Below are 17520 nucleotides of genomic sequence, written 5' to 3'. Positions count from 1 at the left end.
GACGGACGGTGACGGTCGAGCCCAAGCTGCTCCCGCTGCGCATCCGCCTCCCGTACGCGACGGAGGAGGATTTCGTCGAGAAGTACGGCTCCAACGTCGCGCGTGGGGGCCTCTTCATCGCCACGCGCTCGCCCAAACCCGAGGGCACGGGGCTCGCCTTCGAGCTGGTGCTGGCCGATGGCTCGCGGCTGCTGCGCGGCGAGGGGCTGGTGGTGAAGGCCCAGGCCGAGGGCCCTCGTGCCGGGATGACCGTGCGCTTCGTGCGTCTCGATGCGCACAGCAAGGCGCTCATCGATCGCATCCTGGCCCGCCGGAACGCGAGCGCCGACGTCTCGCCGCCGGCTCCCACGGCCCCCAGCGCGCCCCCGCCCTCCGCCGCGGCCGAGCAGGTCCTCGAGCAGCTACCAGAAGCCCGCGCGGAGGCACCCGCCGAGGTCCCGGAGCCACGCGTCAGCCAGTCCACCGGGGCTCCACGCGCGGATGAGCCCGGGCAGGTGCGGGCTCCGCGCCCGGAGGGACCGGGAAGGAGCGGACGGCCCGTCATCTCCGCGGAGGCGCTTCGCAAGCAGGCCGCTGCATCGCCACCGCGCCCGGCCGCGCCGAAGCCGGCCGCTCCTGCTCCGGCTCGAGCTCAGCCGCCAGCGAAACAGGTTCCTCCGGCCGCCCCCAGGCAGGCCCCTCCTCCTGCCCCCGCGAAGCCCGCGGCCCCACCGGCGCCGAAACCGGCCGCTCCTCCACGAGCAGCTGCACCGAAGCCCGCCGCCGCGGCCGGGCAGCAGGTCCCGCCCACGCCGCAGCCACCCGAGGCCCCAACACCCGCCAGCATCCCGGCTCCCGTGGCCGAGAAACCCACACGGACCATCACGCCGGTCTGGGGCGTTCCCACCGTCACCGTGCCCGAACCCGCGAGCACGTCCACCCCGGCGGAGCCCGCCGCCTTCGTGGCGCCCGAGGGTGCGGCCCCGGTGCTCCCCGTGCGTCCCACGACCCAGGACTTCATCGCCAGCGCCGTCCTGGAGCACCTCTCCCCCGAGGACCTGGAGCCCTCCGCGATCATCGCCCCGGAGCCCGAGCCGCCTCCTGTGCCCGTGACTCCGGCACCTGTCCCCGTGCTCCCCGCGGAGCCGCCCGTCTCCGTGCGTCCGGAGCCCTCCGTCTCCGAGACTCCAGTCCCTGTCGTCCCCGAGGAGCCTCGCCGTCCCGTCTCGCCCGAGCTCAAGGGCCGTCGGCGCGCCATCCTCGACGTGCCCGTCTCCGCGCCCGTGACGGCCGCGCCTCCGGAGGTCGTGCTCGGCATCGACCTCGGCACCTCCCAGGCGCGCGTCGCCGTCCACCACCAGGGCACGCTCCAGCTCCTCTCCTTCGGCGAGTCCCAGTCCCTCCCCTCGCTCATCGCCGTGGACGCGACGGGCCAGCTCCTCGTGGGCACGGCCGCCAGGGCCGAGGCCGCGCGCTCTCCGCGTCATGCCATCCACGGGCTCCGCCGGTTCCTCGGGCTGCGCGCCCGCTCGCCCCTGGTGCGCGCGCTCGGCGGTCCCCTTCCCTTCCCCATCTCCCCGGGCCCCCACGGCGACGCCAGCATCGAGCTCCACGGCCGCGGTCTCCTCCTCCCCGAGCTCGCCGCCCAGCTCCTGCGCGAGCTCAAGTCCGCCGCCAGCACCTTCCTCGGCCACGAGGCCATGCGGGCCGTCCTCTGTGTCCCCTCCCACTTCGACGATCGCCAACGCGCCGCCATGCGCGAGGCGGGCACACTCGCCGGGCTCGACGTCCTGCGCATCCTCAACGCCCCCTCGGCCGCGGCGCTCGCCTTCGGCCATGGGCGGGTGCTCGCCCGCAAGCGCCTGCTCGTGGTGGAGCTCGGTGGCGGCGGTCTCGACGTGTCCGTCGTCCAGCTCACCGGTGACGACCTCGAGGTCATCTCCACCGGAGGAGATCCCACCGTGGGCGGCATGGACTTCGACGCACGCATCGCCGAGGCACTCGCCAGCGAGCTCCAGGCCCAGGGACTTCCGCGCCCCGAGCACCCCTCCGACTGGGTCCCCCTGCTCACCGCCGCCGAGGCCGCCAAGGTAGCCCTCAGCGAGCGCGAGGAGGTCTCCTTCCCGCTCCCCGGCGCCCCGGCTCCGTTCTCGCTCAACCGCGAGCGCCTGGAGGCCCTCACCGCGGATCTCGTGCAGCGCATCACCCTCGTCGTCCGCCACGTGCTCGAGTCCAGCGCGCTCACGCCGCAGGGGCTCGACGAGGTGCTGCTGCTCGGAGGCCAGGGCCGCTCGCCGCTGGTGCGCCGCCGTCTGGAGGAGAGCCTGGGCGTGCCCGTGCGCGCGGATGTGGCGGCCCCTCACTCCGCGGCGCTCGGCGCGGCGCTGCTGGGCCAGGGCATGCTCGACGCTGCGGCGGGCAAGCCCGGCGCCACCGTCTCCGAGGTGCTCTCCGTCCCCATCGGCGTGGCCGAGCGCGGGGGCACGTTGCGGCGCGTCCTCGAGCGCAACACCCGGCTGCCCGCGGAGAAGACACTCGTCCTTCCCGTCACGCCCGGGCCGCTCACGCTCGCCCTCTTCCAGGGGCCCTCTCCGGTGGCCGCGGAGAACGAGTACCTCGGCACGCTCGCCTTCACGCTCGAGCGTCCCGGCGAGGCCGAAGTGCACTTCAGCCTCTCGCAGGACGGGACCCTCTCGCTCGCGGCCACGCTGCCCGGCGTGAAGCGCCACCCCGTGACGCTCGCCACGGACATGCCCGAGGACGCGGAAATGGAAGCCGTCATCGCCCGTTCTCCCCTGGAGGGCGAGCCCGAGACGCGTCCCGGCGGTCTCCTCTCCGGTCTGCGCAAGCTCTTCGGACGCCGCTAGCCCCATTCCCCGAGAGAACCAGGAGGCCCGCCGAGCGCCTCCCCTCCTCCCCGGAGCGTGCACGGCCACCCCGGGCAGGCGCGGCTCCCATCCTTCTCATTCCGGCCGAATGCCCAGATTTCGGCCAGAGGACACACACCCCAGAGTGACGGGAGGATGAGATGAAGGTTCGTTCGTGGATGGGTGGTATCGCGCTGGTGGCCTTCTGCACCGCGGGTTCGGCGTTCGCCGCCATTGACGCTTCGCGCGTTGGCGACGTCATCAACTTCGAGCAGGAGAGGACGCGAGTGGGCCTCGACGTGCGTCTGGGCATGGGCGGATTCACCGGAGACGCCGGGTCGCGTACGGCGGCGGGCCCGCTGCTCGGCATCACGGCGGGTGCGCAGCCCTGGCGCAACTTCGGCATCGAGGCGGGTGTCGAAAGCCAGCGCATCCCCATCAATGAGGAAACCATCCAGGAGGGAGAGGCCCTGTACCGCCACAACCTGGGACTGATGGCCAAGGCCGGCCCGCTCGTCATGCAGGACAAGCTCCGCCCGTACGTGGGAGCGGGTGTCGGCGTGAGCTACATCAACGTCACCGATGGCGCGGAAGGCCTCTTCAGGAACGACTTCATCCAGGAGGTGCCGGTCGCGGCCGGCGTGGACTACCGGTTCACCCCGAGCGTCTTCGCCGGGGCGCGCGCCTCGTACCGCTTCCTCCTGGGGACGGAGTTCGAGGACGCGGTCGACCTGGACGGTGAGACCAGCGGCAACCTGCTCAACTTCGCCCTGACGGTGGGCGGCCGCTTCTAGTCCTTCCGAGGCCACCAGGTCTCATGAAGTCGAGCCCCGTCGCACCTTCCAGGTCGCGGCGGGGCTCCCTGATGACCGATCGACACCCGCGACAAGGAGCTCGCCATCACTTCCGAGATCGCCATCATCCTCCTGCTCGTGCTCGCCAATGGCGTTCTCGCGGGAGCGGAGCTCGCCATCATCTCCGTGCGCAAGACGCGGGTGCATGAGCTGGTGGAGTCGGGCAGCCGGGCCGCGCGGGCCGTCGCCTCGCTCCGGGACAATCCGGAACGCTTCCTGGCCACGGTGCAGATTGGCATCACGGTGGTGAGCGCCACGGCGGGAGCGTTCGGCGGCGCCTCCCTGGCCCAGCCCCTCGCGACGGTCCTCCAGGAGCTCGGGGTGGGAGCGGAGCACGCCTCGCGGCTCGCCCTGGCGCTGGTCATCGGATTCATCTCCTACCTGTCGCTGGTGCTGGGCGAGCTGGTGCCCAAGTCGCTCGCGCTCCGGTATTCGGAGCGGTACGCGCTGCTCATCGGCCGGCCCCTCCGGCTCCTGTCCCGGCTGACGAAGCCGGTGGTCTGGCTGCTCACCGCCAGCTCCAACCTGGTGCTGCGCTTCTTCAAGGACCGGACCTCCTTCACCGAATCCCGCATGAGCCCGGAGGAGGTCCACCAGATGGTGGAGGACGCCTCCCGGAGTGGAGCCGTCAATCCGCGCTCCGGGGACATCGCCACGCGCGCGCTCGACCTGGCGGACCTGAGCGTCGCGGACGTGATGGTGCCGAGGCCCAAGGTGGTGGGGCTGCGCAGGCACGCGCCCCTGGAGGAGTTGAAGCAGGTGCTCCAGCAGCGGGGCCACTCCCGCCTTCCCGTGTACGAGGGCACCCTGGACCGGGTGGTGGGGTACGTCGTCGGCACGGACCTGTTGAGCATCGCGCTGGAGCAGGGCACGTTGGACCTGGAGGACGCCCTGCGCCCGGCCTACTTCATTCCCGAGACCACGCGGGCCCTGGACGCGCTCCAGCAGATGCAGGCGCGGCGCACCCCCATGGCCCTCGTGGTGGACGAGCGGGGCGGGCTCGCCGGACTCGTCACCCTGGAGGATCTACTCGAGGAGCTGGTGGGGGAGATCTTCAGCGAGAGCGACGTCCCTCCCGACTGCCTGCACCGGGAGCCGGACGGAGCCATCCTCGCGGATGCCACCCTGACCGTGCGCGAGGTGAACCGGGCGCTCGAGCTGGAGCTCCCGGAGGGCGAGGCGTGGGCCACCCTCGGGGGGCTCTGTCTGGCGTTGGCCGGAATCATCCCCGCGCCGGGAACCCGGCTCACCACGGACGATGGGACGGAGCTGGAGGTAGTGGACGCCTCGGCCCGCCGGGTGAAGCAGATCCGCATCCGCCCACCGGCCCGTCCCGCCGCGGAGCCGGAGCCCGAATCCCAACACCCCCCCGCGTAGGCGCCGTGGATGTCCCCTCTCCACTAGGCCGCCATCGCACCCGCCCTCGGCTCCTGCTCGGCGACGTGGGCCGGCAGGACGACGCGGAAGGTGGTGCCCCGGCCCACCACGCTCTCGACGGTGAGCTCTCCCCCATGCGCGACGATGATGCGCTGGCATACCGAGAGCCCCAGTCCGCTCCCCACTCCCGCGGGCTTGGTGGTGAAGAACGGACGGAAGATGCGCTCCAGGTCCTCCGCCGCGATGCCGCAGCCGGTGTCACTCACCTCCACTGAGACGCGGGCATCCGCACCCGCTCGGGCCAGCAGCTTGATTTCATTGCGCTCCACCTGACCCGGCGCGATGGCGTGCGCCGCGTTGATGAGCAGGTTGAGGAACACCTGGCACAGACGCGCCGCGTTGCCCCGCACCGGCGGCAGTCCGTCCGACTCCATCACGAGCCGCGCCCGGTAGCGGATTTCATGCGTCGCCATCTTCGAGGCGCTCCGCAGCACGGCCCCCAGGTCCACCGGACCGCTCGCCCCGTCATCCGCGTGGGACAGCAGCTTCAGGTCCTGCGCGAGCAGACGCACCCGCTCGGCCCCCTCGTGTGCCTCGGCGAGCGCCGCCAGCAGCTCCTCGCGCTCCTGGGACGAGGGCGCCCCCTGGAGCCGGCCCAGCTCCTCCCGCGCGAAGCCGAGGTTGCCGAGGATGAACGCGAGCGGGTTGTTGATTTCGTGCCCCACGCCCGCCGCGAGCTGGCCCATGGTCACCAGCCGGTCGGCGAAGAGGAGCTGGGCATTGGCCTCCTCCAGCTGGGCGGTGCGCTGGCGCACGGTCTCCTCCAGCAGGGCGTTGTAGCGGCGCATCTCCCGCTCCGAGGCCTCCGCCTCCGCCTTGGCCAGCCGCTCCTTCTCCCGCACGGTGTCGCGCAGCTCCGCGGCCATCCCGTTGAAGGCCCTGGCCAGCGTGCTGTACTCGTCGTCGCCCGACACCAGCAGCTCGGTGGTGAAGTCACCCCGGCCGATGCGCTCCGCCCCCTGCGTCAGCTCCCGCGACGAGCGCCGCAAGGGGATGATCAACGTGGCCGCCATCAAGAACACGAGCACCAGCGCCACGAGCGGGACGACCGCTCCGAGCACCTGACTGGCGTGGAGCGTCAGGAACCGCCAGCGCTTGTGCTCCGCCTGACGCGCGCTGTTCACCTTCCAGGCCTTGTCGAGCAGGGGCAGCACCTCCCGTTCGAAGGCATCGAGCGACTCATGCAGGAGCCGGTCCTCACCGCCCGCGGGGAACTCGCGAAGGCGCGCCGCCATGCGCCGCATCCACCCCAGGTGCGCGTGGTTCAACTCGTCGATCCGGGCGAGCTCCGCGGGCAGCGCCTCGGGTGCCATCTGCTGCCGCACCAGCTCCCGGAGGTGCGCGAAGTCCGCCTCGATGCGCCGCAGCTGTTCGTCGAGCACCTTCCCGGTGTCCTGCCCCTTCTCATGTGCATCGAGCAGGGCATGGGGCACCTTCATGGAGTCCGAGATCAGCCCGCCGTAGAAGACGTTCTGCTCGTGCATGGAGAACATCAACTGCGTGCTCCACAGCCCCCGGCTCGCCATGGAGAACAGCGTTCCCCCGAGCACCGCGACGAGCCCCACCGCCACCGCCGCGAACAGCAGGATCTTTCCGCGCACCGTCATCGTGATGGCCTCTCGGAAGCAGCTCCGGGCACCCGAAACCCGAACGGCCAATACCTCAGATGGCCGTTCAAGTCATGACGGATTTTTTCATCGATGCGGTATGCGTTGAAAACCCGTCAAAGCGTGAAATGACGGAGAAGGGCCTCGGGGCGAGGGTCTCGCTCCCAGACATCCAGCACGGACTGGGCGGGCGAGCGGCCCGAGGCGGCCACATCGGCGAGCGGCTCGAGCAGGGGCGCATCGGCGGCATCCAGGCGCTCCAGGCCACGCCGGGCGATGGCCACCATCTCCGCGGCCAACCGGTGCAGCTCGTGGGTGCCGAGCCGCCCGGCCAGACCCTGACGGCGCGCGGTGTCGTGGAAGGCCAGGTGCTCCTCATAGGACAGCCGCGGCAGCAGCCGCTCGGCCTCCTCCATCGCGCCGCGGTCGTACAGCAGCCCGCGCCACAGCGCCGCGAGCGCGCCCGTCATCGGCGCCGACGCGCAGTCCGCGCCGCGCACCTCGACGACCTTCTTCAGCCGCACCTCGGGGAAGAGCGTGGAGAGGTGGTCCGTCCAGTCGCTCATGTCGGCGGGGCTGCCCTCGAAGCCCTGCTGGATGAACTGGCGGAAGGTCATCTTCGGGCGGAGGTACTCACCGTTGCGCCGCAGGAAGAGGATGGGCGCGTCCAGGGCCCACTCCACGTAGGCGCGGTAGGAGAAGGAGCCGTCGAAGAAGGAGCGCAGGTAGCCACAGCGCGTGGGATCCACCTCGTCCCACACCCGGCTGCGGAACGAGAGGTAGCCGGAGGGCTTGCCATCCACCAGCGGGCTGTTGGCGTAGAGGGCCACCAGCAGCGGTGCCAGGCGCGCCACCAGCACCGTCTTGCGCACGCAGTCGGCCTCGTCCTCCCAGTCGAGCGACACCTGACCGGTGGAGGTCATCAACATCATGTTGTGCGCCAGCGGGCCGCGCTCGGGGAGGCTCTGGCGCATGGCGACGTAGCGCGTCTTGGGCATCCACGACATGGCCCGCGGCGTGCCGAAGGGCCGGTAGCCCAGGGCCACCAACCTCAGACCGAGCGCCCCGGCGGCGGCCTTCACCTCTTCCAGGTGGGCCAGGTTCTCGGCGTGGGCCTCGCGCGCGGTGCGCCAGGGCGAGCCGGACAGCTCGAACTGGCCGCCGGGCTCCAGGGAGATGGTGAGCAGCCCCTTCTGCAGGGCGATGATGGGAGAGGTCGGCGTCTCCCGGAAGGGGGTGTAACCGGCCGGAACCAGCCGCTCGAGCAGCGCGCCAATCCCCGAGGGTCCCTCGTAGGCCACCTGGCTCGCGCCCTGGATCGGATAGACGAATTTCTCGTGCTCGAGTCCCAGCAGGTGCTTGGAACGAGGCTTCTCCGCGGACCGGAAACCGGCCAGGAGCATATCGATGGAGGTGATCGGCTCGGAGGCTGAGCGCTGGAGGTCGAGAGACATGGCGGCCCTATATAACGATCGTTGACCGTGCCGCCGTCATTTGCGCATCGTCTCGGAGATGACCCACCCCTCGCCGGTGCCCACACTCTCCGCCCGGCCCGGTCCGGCGGATTTCTTCCAGGGGCTTGGCCTGCTCGGCCGGGCCTGGAGCCTCATCTTCCGGACGCCGCGGCTGCTGCGCCTCTCCACCCTGTGCGCGGTCGTTACACTGGTGGCACTGGGAGGCCTCTTCGCCCTGGTCTGGATGTACACGCCGCAGCTGCTGGGGTGGATGTGGACCCGCCCCGAGGCCTGGTACGGACAGGCCGTCTGGTACGTGCTCCTGGTGCTGATGTTCCTCGTCCTGCTGGTGGTGGGCGCCAACGTGGTACTGCCCCTGGTGCTGGCGCCGCTGCAGGATCCCCTGTCCGAGCTCACCGAGGAGCAGTGCGGTGGCTACACGCCGCCCCCCTTCCGGCTCGGTGCCTTCACCCAGGGCCTGGTCACCGGCGTGGCGCATACCCTGGCGCGCGTCCTCTTCCTCGTCTTGGGGCTGGCCCTGCTCTTCCCCCTCAACCTGATCCCCGTGCTGGGAAACACGGCGTGGACGGTGTTGGGAACCGGATGGACGGTGCTCTGGCTGGCGGGAGAGCACCTGGCCGCTCCCATGACGCGCCACCAGTACCCCTTCGCCGAGGTGCGCCGGGTGATGCGCCAGCGCTGGCTGCTCTGCCTGGGCTTCGGGGCGGGCGTCTACGTCCTGCTCTGGGTGCCCCTGCTCAACAGCTTCTTCCTCCCGGTGGCCGTGGTCGGCGGCACGCTCCTCTACCGGGGGTTGCTCGCCGTGGGGAACGTGCCCCCACCCCCGGCCGGGAAATAATCCTCCCGCCCGGTTGTCTCGTCCGGTGGCCCCGGGCGCGGGAACGCAGCGCACGCTCGTGGCGTTCTCCAACGTTGCACAGAGGCGTCCGCTTGAAGCACCAGGGGTCCATGATTAGGCTTGCCCGGTCGCTCCTGGCCCCGTTCCTCATCGGCAACCGCTGGATTTCGCAGGGCTTTTCACGCATCACCCCCGGGGCCCACGGGCTCCAATCTGGATGAACCATGCCGCGACTCTTTCGCCGGATCACCGCCGTCGCCGTTCTCCTTGGCGCCTGGGCCCTCGTGGGCAACGACCGGGCACCCCTGCCCCTGACACTGGGCGCGGCGGAGGCCGGCCAGGCAAACGCCACTGACTCCAACCGCATCGCTGGCGAGAAGGGCGGCCCGACGCACGACCTCTCCTCCCTGCGCGTCTTCACGAAGGTCATCCTCTACGTGAAGGACAACTACGTCGACCCCAAGCGCGTGAAGCCCAAGGAGATGATGATCTCCGCGCTGGAGTACGTGGAGAAGAGCGTCCCGGACGTGCTCGTGGACGGCAACGCCGAGACGGGCAAGCTCAGCGTCAACGTCAACGGCAAGACGCGCGAGTTCGACATCAGCCACGTCGACTCGCTCTGGAAGATGTCCTTCACGCTCAAGGACGTCTTCGACTTCGTGAACAAGAACATGCGTCCCATGGACGACACCCGCGACATCGAGTACGCGGCCGTCAACGGGATGCTCTCCACGTTGGATCCGCACTCGGTGCTGCTGCGCCCCGAGGTGTACCGGGAGATGAAGCTGTCCACCAAGGGTGAGTTCGGTGGCCTGGGCTTCGTCATCCAGATGCGCGAGGGCAACCTCACCGTCGTGAAGGTGCTGCCCAAGACGCCGGCGGCGCGCGCGGGCATCCAGAAGGACGATCAGATCAAGAAGATTGGCGAGGAGTCCACGGTCAACATGGACCTCAACGAGGCCGTGTCCAAGCTGCGCGGCCCGGTGGACAGCCGCATCAGCATCACCGTGGAGCGCAAGGGCTGGGACAAGCCGCACCCCATGACGCTCAGCCGCGCGATGATCTCCATCGAGAGCGTGCAGTCCAAGCTGCTCGCCGGCAACGTGGGCTACATCCGGCTGAAGAACTTCCAGGGCAACACCACGCGTGACCTGCAGGCGGCGCTGGCGGACATGCGCCGGCAGACCGAGTCCAAGGGTGGGCTCAAGGGCGTGGTGCTCGACATGCGCGGCAACCCGGGCGGTCTGCTGGAGCAGGCCATCCAGGTGTCGGACACGTTCGTCTCCAACGGCACCATCGTCTCGACGGTGGGCCTGTCGGACAAGCTGCGCGAGGAGAAGCGGGCCCGGGCGGACGAGGGCGAGGACACCTTCCCCATCGCCGTGCTGGTGAACGCGGGCAGCGCCTCGGCGTCGGAGATCGTCGCTGGCGCGCTCAAGAACCTCAACCGCGCGGTCATCATCGGCCGCCAGACGTTCGGCAAGGGCAGCGTGCAGGTGCTCTATGACTTCCCGGACGACAGCGCGCTGAAGCTGACCATCGCCAAGTACCTCACCCCGGGCGACGTCTCCATCCAGGAGGTCGGCATCGTCCCGGACATCGAGCTGATTCCCTCGGCCGTCACCGACGAGCGCGTGCTCGTGTTCGCCCCGCGCAAGACGATTGGCGAGGCGGACCTGGATCAGCACTTCGGCAACCCGAACTCGGACTCGGTGGCCAAGAAGCGCGAGGACGTGCTCGGCCGCGAGAAGCCGCTGGAGACGCTGAAGTACCTGAAGATCGACGAGAAGCAGCAGCAGGCCCTCACCAAGAAGCAGGAGGAGGCCGACAAGAACCCCGGGGTCGCCACGAAGGAGGACCCCAAGTCGACCACCAACAAGCACCTGCTGGACGTGGACTCCATCGGCTCGGGCGAGGAGCTGGATGATCAGCTGGACGCGGAGAGCCAGGACGAGGTGAAGGAGGACTTCGAGGTGCTGTTCGCCCGCGACTACGTCCTCCAGGTGCCCTACACGGACCGCCGCCAGATGCTGCAGAAGGGCAAGGATTTCGTGGAGAAGAAGCGCCGCGACGAGGAGCAGCGCATCAACTCCGCCATCAGCGCGCTCAACGTGGACTGGAGCCCGGGCCCCACGCCCAAGGACGTGAAGCTCGCGGCCACCTTCAGCCCCCCCCCCGACCAGCGCATCCCCGCGGGCGAGACGTTCGACCTGGTGCTCACCGCGGAGAACAAGGGCACCGAGCCGCTCAAGCGCGTGCGCGCCTGGACGGAGAGCGACAACTACTACCTGGACCGCCGCGAGTTCCTCATCGGCAGCCTCGCCCCGGGTGAGAAGAAGACGTGGAAGGTGAAGGTGCGCCTGCCCAAGGATCTCACCTCGCGCCGCGACGACGTGACGGTGAAGTTCCTGGACGACCACGGCGTGCTGCCCACCACCCTGGTGAGCGAGCTGAACTTCACGGAGCTGCCGCGTCCCTCCTTCGCCTTCAACTGGCAGGTGCTCGACGACTGCGCGTCGTGCAACCGCGACGGCGTCGCCCAGCGTGGCGAGGACATCACCGTCGTGCTGGACGTGACGAACACCGGCAAGGGCAAGGCGCTCGACACGTCCGCGCAGATCAAGAACGCGGGCGACGCGAACATCTTCATCGAGAAGGGCCGCTTCAAACTGGGCGAGATCGCCCCGGGCGAGACGAAGACGGCGCGCTTCCAGCTCCAGGTGAAAAAGGGCTTCAAGGAGAACACCTTCCCGCTGAAGCTGACCATCTTCGACGAGCCGCTCGAGGAGTTCGCCATGGAGAAGCTGCAGATGCCCGTGGCGGACGCCGCGGTGGCGAAGTTCGAGCCGAAGAAGGGCCTGGTGAAGGTGGCGGAGAAGGCGGAGCTGCTGGCCGCCCCGCAGCAGGACGCCCCGGTGCTCGGCAAGCTGCCGCGCTCGGTGGTGCTCAACACCGAGGCCGTCACCAAGGGCTTCTACCGGGTGGAGCTGGACAGGGAGCGCTTCGCCTTCGTGCGCGCCCAGGATGCCCGCGACACGCGCGGCAAGGCCTCGACCTCGGTCCTCCAGGGGGTGACGTACGTGGCCCGCCGCTCGCCGCCGGAGATCAGGCTCGACGTGGACGCCAGCCAGGGTGGCCTGGTGGCCAACGGTGAGAAGTACACGCTCTCCGGCGAGGTGGATGACGCCCAGGGCCTGCTGGACATGTACGTCCTGGTGAACGACCAGAAGGTCTACTTCCAGGGCGCCAACACCCACGGTAAGGGCGAGCCGCACAAGCTGAAGTTCTCCACCGAGTTCTCCCTGAAGGAGGGCAACAACGCCGTCCTGGTGGTGGCGCGCGAGAGCACCGACTTCGCCAGCCGCCGCACCCTGGTCATCCGCCGCCGTCCGGCCGAGATGGCCCAGAAGGTGGCGGCGCCGGCCACGGCCACCAAGCCGACCAAGTCGGTGACGCCGTAAGGAAGTAGCGCGGCTGATCGGCTGCCATCCGGGCGGCTTTCGTCGGGGCCCCGGGCCCCCTCGGAAGCCGCCCGTTTTATTGACGCTCTCCTCGGACGCACGCTAGCGTCACTCCGTTTGGCGCCGTCGCCGGACGTGTGCCTGGGAGGCGGTACTGAGGATGCGGACGTTCAGCCGTTGGATGGCCCTCGCGGTGCTGGTGTGCGGTCCCGCCGCGTACGCGGATCGCAACGACTTCACGCAGATCACGAAGTTCGGCAAAGCGGAGCCGGGCCTGGACAACATCAACTCGGAGGCCAACGCGAACTTCCGAGCCTTCGCGCGCACCTTCGCCGCGGTGATGACCTCGGCGAACCTGATGCCCCCGGAGACGCTGGGGCACGCGGGCTTCGCCCTCAACGCGGAGCTGAGCGTCGTCAGCCTCCCCTCCAGCGTGCTCCTGCCCACGGAGCGTCCGCAGACGGGCTCGCTGCTGCTGCCCTCGGTGCACGTGCGCAAGGGCCTGCCCTTCTCGCTCGAGCTCGGGGCGCGCGTGGGGTGGATCGACCGCAGCAGCATGTTCGCTACCACCGGCGAGCTGAAGTGGGCCGTCAACGAGGGCTTCACCTGGCTGCCCGACATCGGCGTGCGTCTCCACGTGACGCGCCTGATGGGCAACAGGGACTTCGATCTGACAGCGACCGGCCTGGACCTGGGCGTGGGCAAGCAGTTCCCGCTCGGCGGAATGGTGACGCTCACGCCTTACGGCGGCATCGACTTCACGGGCGTGATGGCCAGCTCGGACACGATCGATTTCGATCAGGGGCGGACGCTGGACAGCACGCTCAACCCGGCCAACCCCTACGCGGGCCTGGACAACACCGGCGTCTACACGCAGGTGAAGATGGGGGAGAACATCAACACCCGCTTCTACGGCGGTGTGCGCTTCATCGGCGGCGCGCTGCAGCTCGGCGCCGAGTTCTCCCTCAGCAGCCAGGGCACCATCCCGGTGACCAGCTCGGGTGTGACGACGGACCGTGCCCTACCCGCGGTGGTCGCCTTCAGCACCACGCTCGGCCTGGACTTCTAGTGGAGAATGTCCCCTCTCCCCTCGGGAGAGGGTTAGGGTGAGGGTAACCGAGCCCGTTCTTCAACCCGTGGCCCGCGGTGTGAACAGGGGGGTTCAACCCGGGTTCACCCGATACCCTCACCCCGTCCCTCTCCCGAAGGGAGAGGGGAAATGGCCGCGGGGGGCCACCTGAAGGGGCTCAGGCCGCCCCGCCGCGTAGGGCCTCACGGATGACGCGGGGCTTGTTGGTGATGAGGTAGGAGACGCCCATCTCATCCATCGCCCGAGCCCGCTCCGGCTCATCCACCGTCCACACCGCCACGCGCAGGCCCTGACGCAGCCACTGCCGCATGCGCTCGGGCGTGCACTGCTCGTGGTACGGGTGCACCGAGTGGGACGAGACGAGCGGCATCACCACGTACGCCTGCGGGCCCCAGCGCTTGTCCGGATCGATGAGGAAGCCGCGGCGCAGCGAGGGCGCGGCGGCCGCCGTCCGGAAGAGGCACAGCGGGTTGAAGCTGGAGATGACCACCCGCTCGGCCAGCTCCCGGCGGGTGACGAGTTCCGCCACCTTCCGGGACAGTCCTCCGTCATCGGCCCGGTCGCACTTGAGCTCGATGTTGATGAGGAAGTGCGCGGGCAGTGCGTCCAGCACCTCCTCCAGCAGGGGGATGCGAGCGGGCGCGAAGCCGAGCCGGCTGCCCACATCCGCCTGCTTCAGCTTCCACCAGGACGTGGTGCGCACCTCCCAGGGCAGGCCGGCGAGCCGGTCCAGCTTCTCGTCGTGGCACACCACCACCTCGCCGGAGCCACACACCATGGCGTCCAGCTCCACGCCATCGGCCCCCTGGGCCACGGCCTCCTGGAAGGCGGCGAGGGTGTTCTCGGGGGCATCGGCGCTGGCGCCTCGGTGAGCGAGCAGGAGCATGCCTCCCACTGTGCAACAGCCCGGCTCCAGGGGCGAGCGTCCCGGCACCGGCCGTCCGGGCACGACAGGCGGCTTGCCTCCCCCCGGGCATTGCTGCACTGTGCGCGGCATGCTGGGACTGCGTACCGGGGAGATCCTGTTCATCGCCTTCATCCTGGTGGTGGTGTTCTCCGCCGCCCGGATGGGCCAACTCGGCAACGCCGTGGGCAAGTTCGTCTACTCGTTCAAGAAGGCCTCCAAGGGTGAGGACCTGGTGGACGCGAAGACCCTGCCCCGCGCCAGGCGTGGCCAGGACGTCTCCGACGCCGACTACACCGACTCCGGCCCCAAGCGCGGCTAGCGCGACTCCACGGCCAGCAGCCGCGCGGCCTGCTCGCGCAACGAGGGGTGCACGGACGCATCCGCGGCCAGCTCGGACAGGTCGCTCGCGCTGAGCAGGGGGACGATCTTCACCCCCACCTCCGGCGGCAGGTACGGGTTGAAGACGAGCGCGCGGCGCACCGCGTGGCGCGAGGACCAGCGCGAGGACTTCCAGATTTCCACCAGCGGCTCCGGCCGGGCGGGACGGCGCGCCGCCATGCGCACCACCAGGGGCTCGGTGAGCCGGGGGTTGAGGAGCGCGTTGCGCACCACCGCGGGGTTGCTCACCGTCACCAGCCGCGCGAGCACGTCCGGATCCCTCGTGAGCCGCGCCTGCTGCTTGAGGTGCCCCAGGGACTGGGTGAGGAGCCGGGCATCCGCCTTGGCCGCGGCGCCCTCGTCGAACTCCTTCTGGGCCGGCGCCGTCTCGAAGAGATCCGCCACCGACTCCAGGGACTGAACCTCGGCCATGCGGCGCATCGAATCCGCGTAGGGGATGCTCGCGGCCTCCTGGCCCAGCGCCGCCACGAAGGCGGAGAGGACGCAGGTGGCCGGCTCCCAGGACTCCCGGGCCAGGTAGATGACCTGGTGCAGGAGCTCGTTGGCGTCGAGCGGATCCCTCCGGGCGAGCTCGCGCGCGGCGGCCTTGCGGACGATCTCCGCGCTACCGCTCAGGGCATGCAGCCGCCGGACGACGGTCTTGGCCTCCTCACGGCTTGGCATCGCCGGCGCGTCCCTCCTGGGCTCCCTCCCTGGCGGCGACCGTGGTCCGCGGCTCGAGCGTCACCTCGAGCCGGAAGTCGGCCAGATCCGAGGGGTACTCGTAGAACAGGACGACGAAGGGTGCCCGGGCGCCAGGAGCCACCTCCTTGGAGGCGCCATCCAGGCGGGCCCGCAGCGCCTCGGCGTCGCTGGTACTCTGGAGCGAGTAGAGCTCCTCCGGCGTGGGCACGGCCCCCACGAGGCCCTCCGCGGACAGCACCTTCTGCTCTCCGTCGAACAGCGTGACGCCCACCTTCACGCGGATGGGGGTGGAGCCACGGTTCTCCACCTCTCCCCGGACGAAGAAGACGGCGCGCCCGTCACGGGTCTCGTAGAGCCCGTTGGAGAGATCCTTCGCCACCAGGGGCCGCGTGGGCGACACCATCTCCCGCACCTGCTCCCGCACCTGCGCGGGAGACAGGGCGGACAGCTCCACCCGCCCATCGTTGAGCCAGGCACTGCCCACGGCCAACAGGACGACCAGCAGCACCGCCGCCACCACGAGCTGGGCGGCCACGGCGGCCAACCGCTGCACCAGACTCGGACCCGTGGGCGGCGCCTTGGGCGCCTCCAGCTTCGGCGCGGGCGGCGCGGCGATCACCGGCGGCGCGGGCGTCGGCGTCATCCCCGGCAGATCCGGGAGGATCTCCGTGCTCTGGGCACCCGCCCCCGGGAAGTCCTGGAACGGATTGCGCTCCGTGGGCGCGTTCGCCTTCGCGGTGGGAGTCGCCGCGACCGTCTGCGTGGCACCCCAGTCCGGGATGCCCGATGGCATGGACTGCTGCGGCGCGCCCCAGTCCGGAATGCCCGATGCGGGCGCGGGACTCGGGGCGGGCGCCGGAGCAGGCACAGGCGCCTTCGCGGGAGCTGGAGGCAGCGCGGCCACCGGGTCGAACGCGGCGAAGGGGTTGTTGCCCTCGAGCCCCTCCATCTCACCCGGGTTCGCGGCCGGAATGGGAACCGGAGCGGGCGCGGGGGCCTTCGCGGGAGCCGGAGGCAGTGCGGCCACCGGATCGAACGTGACGAACGGGTTGTTGCCCTCGAGCCCCTCCATCTCCTCGAAGACCGGAGCCGGAGCGGGCGCGGCACCCCGGGGCGGCACCGTGGGCGTGGCCTGCACCGTCGGCGCGTCTTCCGGGGGCAGCGAGAACGGATCATTCTCCTCGAACGCCATCGGCGCGCCACGCGGCGGAACGGGCGCGGCGCCTCGGGGCGGCAGCGTGGGCGTGGCCTGGAGCGTCGGCGCGTCTTCTGGAGGCAGCGAGAACGGATCGTTCTCCTCGAACGCCATCGGCGCGCGGACCTGGGGCGCGGGCGCGGGGCTCCTCACCGGGACCTGGACGGGCGCGGGCGCGGCGCTCTGGGCCGGCTTCGGAGCCGGCGGCGCGCTGCGGGCGGGCACGGCCACGGGAACCGGCCTGGGCGCGGGGGCCGGCGGCAACGTGGGCATCGAGCCGGCGAGCGTCGCCTCGCCCTCATCCGAGCCGAACGGGTTGTTCTCGTCGAAGGAGAAGGGCGCGCTGCTCACGGGAGCGGGCGCGGGGCTCTTCGCCGGAACCGGCAGGGGCACGGGCGGGCTCTTCGCCGGAACCTGGAGGGGCGCGGTGCCCTGGGCCGGCTTCGGCGCCAACGGAGGGCTGCGGGCGGGCACCTGCACCGGGGCCGGCGGCTGCACCGGACCGACCGCGATCGCCCCCGCGGGCTTGTTGGGGATGGGCGCCTTCGCGGCCAGCTTCAGGGCCTCGGCGGGCGTGGGGGTGCTCTCGCCGATGAACTCCATCAGCGGATCCAGATCGATCGTCGCCGGAGTCTTCGGCGGCTCCATCGAGGGGACCCGGGGAACGCCCGCCGGAAGACCTCCGCGCGCGGCGGCCACTCCCGCTGCCGGAGCCTTCCCGGCCGGG

General features: G+C 70.5%; 12 protein-coding genes. 7 read left to right on the top strand and 5 right to left on the bottom strand.

All coding sequences use genetic code 11. The features are described 5' to 3' along the window. Positions 1-8: 8 nt before the first annotated feature. The 3 genes from JQX13_RS27175 to JQX13_RS27165 all read left to right on the top strand — a co-directional run bounded on the left by JQX13_RS27175 (position 9) and on the right by JQX13_RS27165 (position 5077). Positions 9-2846: an Hsp70 family protein gene (locus tag JQX13_RS27175; protein WP_239013889.1), complete on the top strand. Its 2838-nt coding sequence runs from the start codon at positions 9-11 to the stop codon at positions 2844-2846. 161 nt (positions 2847-3007) lie between these two features. Beyond that, positions 3008-3640: an outer membrane beta-barrel protein gene (locus JQX13_RS27170; RefSeq protein ID WP_239013888.1), complete on the top strand. Its 633-nt coding sequence runs from the start codon at positions 3008-3010 to the stop codon at positions 3638-3640. A 138-nt stretch (positions 3641-3778) separates the two neighbouring features. Then, the gene (locus JQX13_RS27165) at positions 3779-5077 is read left to right on the top strand and encodes a hemolysin family protein (RefSeq protein WP_343211013.1); all 1299 of its coding nucleotides are present in this window, start codon (positions 3779-3781) and stop codon (positions 5075-5077) included. Between the two features lie 23 nt (positions 5078-5100). Here JQX13_RS27165 and JQX13_RS27160 read toward each other — a convergent pair whose 3' ends face one another. Both JQX13_RS27160 and JQX13_RS27155 read right to left on the bottom strand, forming a co-directional pair. Further along, positions 5101-6744: a sensor histidine kinase gene (locus JQX13_RS27160; protein WP_203402393.1), complete on the bottom strand. Its 1644-nt coding sequence runs from the start codon at positions 6742-6744 to the stop codon at positions 5101-5103. 116 nt (positions 6745-6860) lie between these two features. Then, complete coding sequence (locus tag JQX13_RS27155; protein WP_203402392.1) at positions 6861-8198, bottom strand: glutamate--cysteine ligase; 1338 nt, start codon at positions 8196-8198, stop codon at positions 6861-6863. A 58-nt stretch (positions 8199-8256) separates the two neighbouring features. On the opposite strand from JQX13_RS27155, the gene JQX13_RS27150 reads away from it, so the two are divergent. From JQX13_RS27150 to JQX13_RS27140, 3 genes are all read left to right on the top strand, one after another. After that, complete coding sequence (locus JQX13_RS27150; protein ID WP_203412226.1) at positions 8257-9057, top strand: EI24 domain-containing protein; 801 nt, start codon at positions 8257-8259, stop codon at positions 9055-9057. Between the two features lie 224 nt (positions 9058-9281). Further along, a complete protein-coding gene (locus tag JQX13_RS27145) occupies positions 9282-12518 on the top strand; it encodes an MXAN_5808 family serine peptidase (protein ID WP_203402391.1) in 3237 nt (1078 codons plus the stop codon). A gap of 160 nt (positions 12519-12678) precedes the next feature. Further along, entirely contained in the window at positions 12679-13587 is a 909-nt protein-coding gene (locus tag JQX13_RS27140) for a hypothetical protein (protein ID WP_203402390.1), read from the top strand. A gap of 178 nt (positions 13588-13765) precedes the next feature. On the opposite strand, the gene JQX13_RS27135 is transcribed toward JQX13_RS27140, so the two are convergent. Further along, entirely contained in the window at positions 13766-14494 is a 729-nt protein-coding gene (locus JQX13_RS27135) for a glycerophosphodiester phosphodiesterase (RefSeq protein WP_203402389.1), read from the bottom strand. Between the two features lie 109 nt (positions 14495-14603). Here JQX13_RS27135 and JQX13_RS27130 point away from each other — a divergent pair, with 109 nt between their 5' ends. Then, complete coding sequence (locus tag JQX13_RS27130; RefSeq protein ID WP_203402388.1) at positions 14604-14834, top strand: twin-arginine translocase TatA/TatE family subunit; 231 nt, start codon at positions 14604-14606, stop codon at positions 14832-14834. Here the strand turns inward: JQX13_RS27130 and JQX13_RS27125 are convergent. Next, the gene (locus JQX13_RS27125; protein ID WP_203402387.1) at positions 14831-15577 is read right to left on the bottom strand and encodes a hypothetical protein; all 747 of its coding nucleotides are present in this window, start codon (positions 15575-15577) and stop codon (positions 14831-14833) included. The two genes, JQX13_RS27130 and JQX13_RS27125, sit on opposite strands and share 4 nt — an antisense overlap. Continuing rightward, the gene (locus tag JQX13_RS55540) at positions 15564-17441 is read right to left on the bottom strand and encodes a DUF3426 domain-containing protein (RefSeq protein WP_275425013.1); all 1878 of its coding nucleotides are present in this window, start codon (positions 17439-17441) and stop codon (positions 15564-15566) included. The genes JQX13_RS27125 and JQX13_RS55540 overlap by 14 nt, the downstream gene beginning before the upstream one ends. Positions 17442-17520: the final 79 nt, after the last annotated feature.

The sequence above is a fragment of the Archangium violaceum genome, assembly GCF_016859125.1.
In the GTDB taxonomy this organism is placed as follows: Bacteria; Myxococcota; Myxococcia; order Myxococcales; family Myxococcaceae; genus Archangium; species Archangium violaceum_A.
The sequence above is the reverse complement of the archived record's forward strand: the minus strand, read 5'-3'. Positions and strand labels throughout refer to the sequence as shown.

What these genes read in the sequence shown, in the direction of transcription:
- JQX13_RS27170 (WP_239013888.1), top strand. Translation starts at nt 3,008, where the DNA reads ATGAAGGTTCGTTCGTGGATGGGTGGTATCGCGCTGGTGGCCTTCTGC.
- JQX13_RS27160 (WP_203402393.1), bottom strand. Translation starts at nt 6,744, where the DNA reads ATGACGGTGCGCGGAAAGATCCTGCTGTTCGCGGCGGTGGCGGTGGGG.
- JQX13_RS27155 (WP_203402392.1), bottom strand. Translation starts at nt 8,198, where the DNA reads ATGTCTCTCGACCTCCAGCGCTCAGCCTCCGAGCCGATCACCTCCATC.
- JQX13_RS27150 (WP_203412226.1), top strand. Translation starts at nt 8,257, where the DNA reads ATGACCCACCCCTCGCCGGTGCCCACACTCTCCGCCCGGCCCGGTCCG.
- JQX13_RS27145 (WP_203402391.1), top strand. Translation starts at nt 9,282, where the DNA reads ATGCCGCGACTCTTTCGCCGGATCACCGCCGTCGCCGTTCTCCTTGGC.
- JQX13_RS27140 (WP_203402390.1), top strand. Translation starts at nt 12,679, where the DNA reads ATGCGGACGTTCAGCCGTTGGATGGCCCTCGCGGTGCTGGTGTGCGGT.
- JQX13_RS27135 (WP_203402389.1), bottom strand. Translation starts at nt 14,494, where the DNA reads ATGCTCCTGCTCGCTCACCGAGGCGCCAGCGCCGATGCCCCCGAGAAC.
- JQX13_RS27130 (WP_203402388.1), top strand. Translation starts at nt 14,604, where the DNA reads ATGCTGGGACTGCGTACCGGGGAGATCCTGTTCATCGCCTTCATCCTG.
- JQX13_RS27125 (WP_203402387.1), bottom strand. Translation starts at nt 15,577, where the DNA reads ATGCCAAGCCGTGAGGAGGCCAAGACCGTCGTCCGGCGGCTGCATGCC.
- JQX13_RS55540 (WP_275425013.1), bottom strand. Translation starts at nt 17,441, where the DNA reads ATGGAGCCGCCGAAGACTCCGGCGACGATCGATCTGGATCCGCTGATG.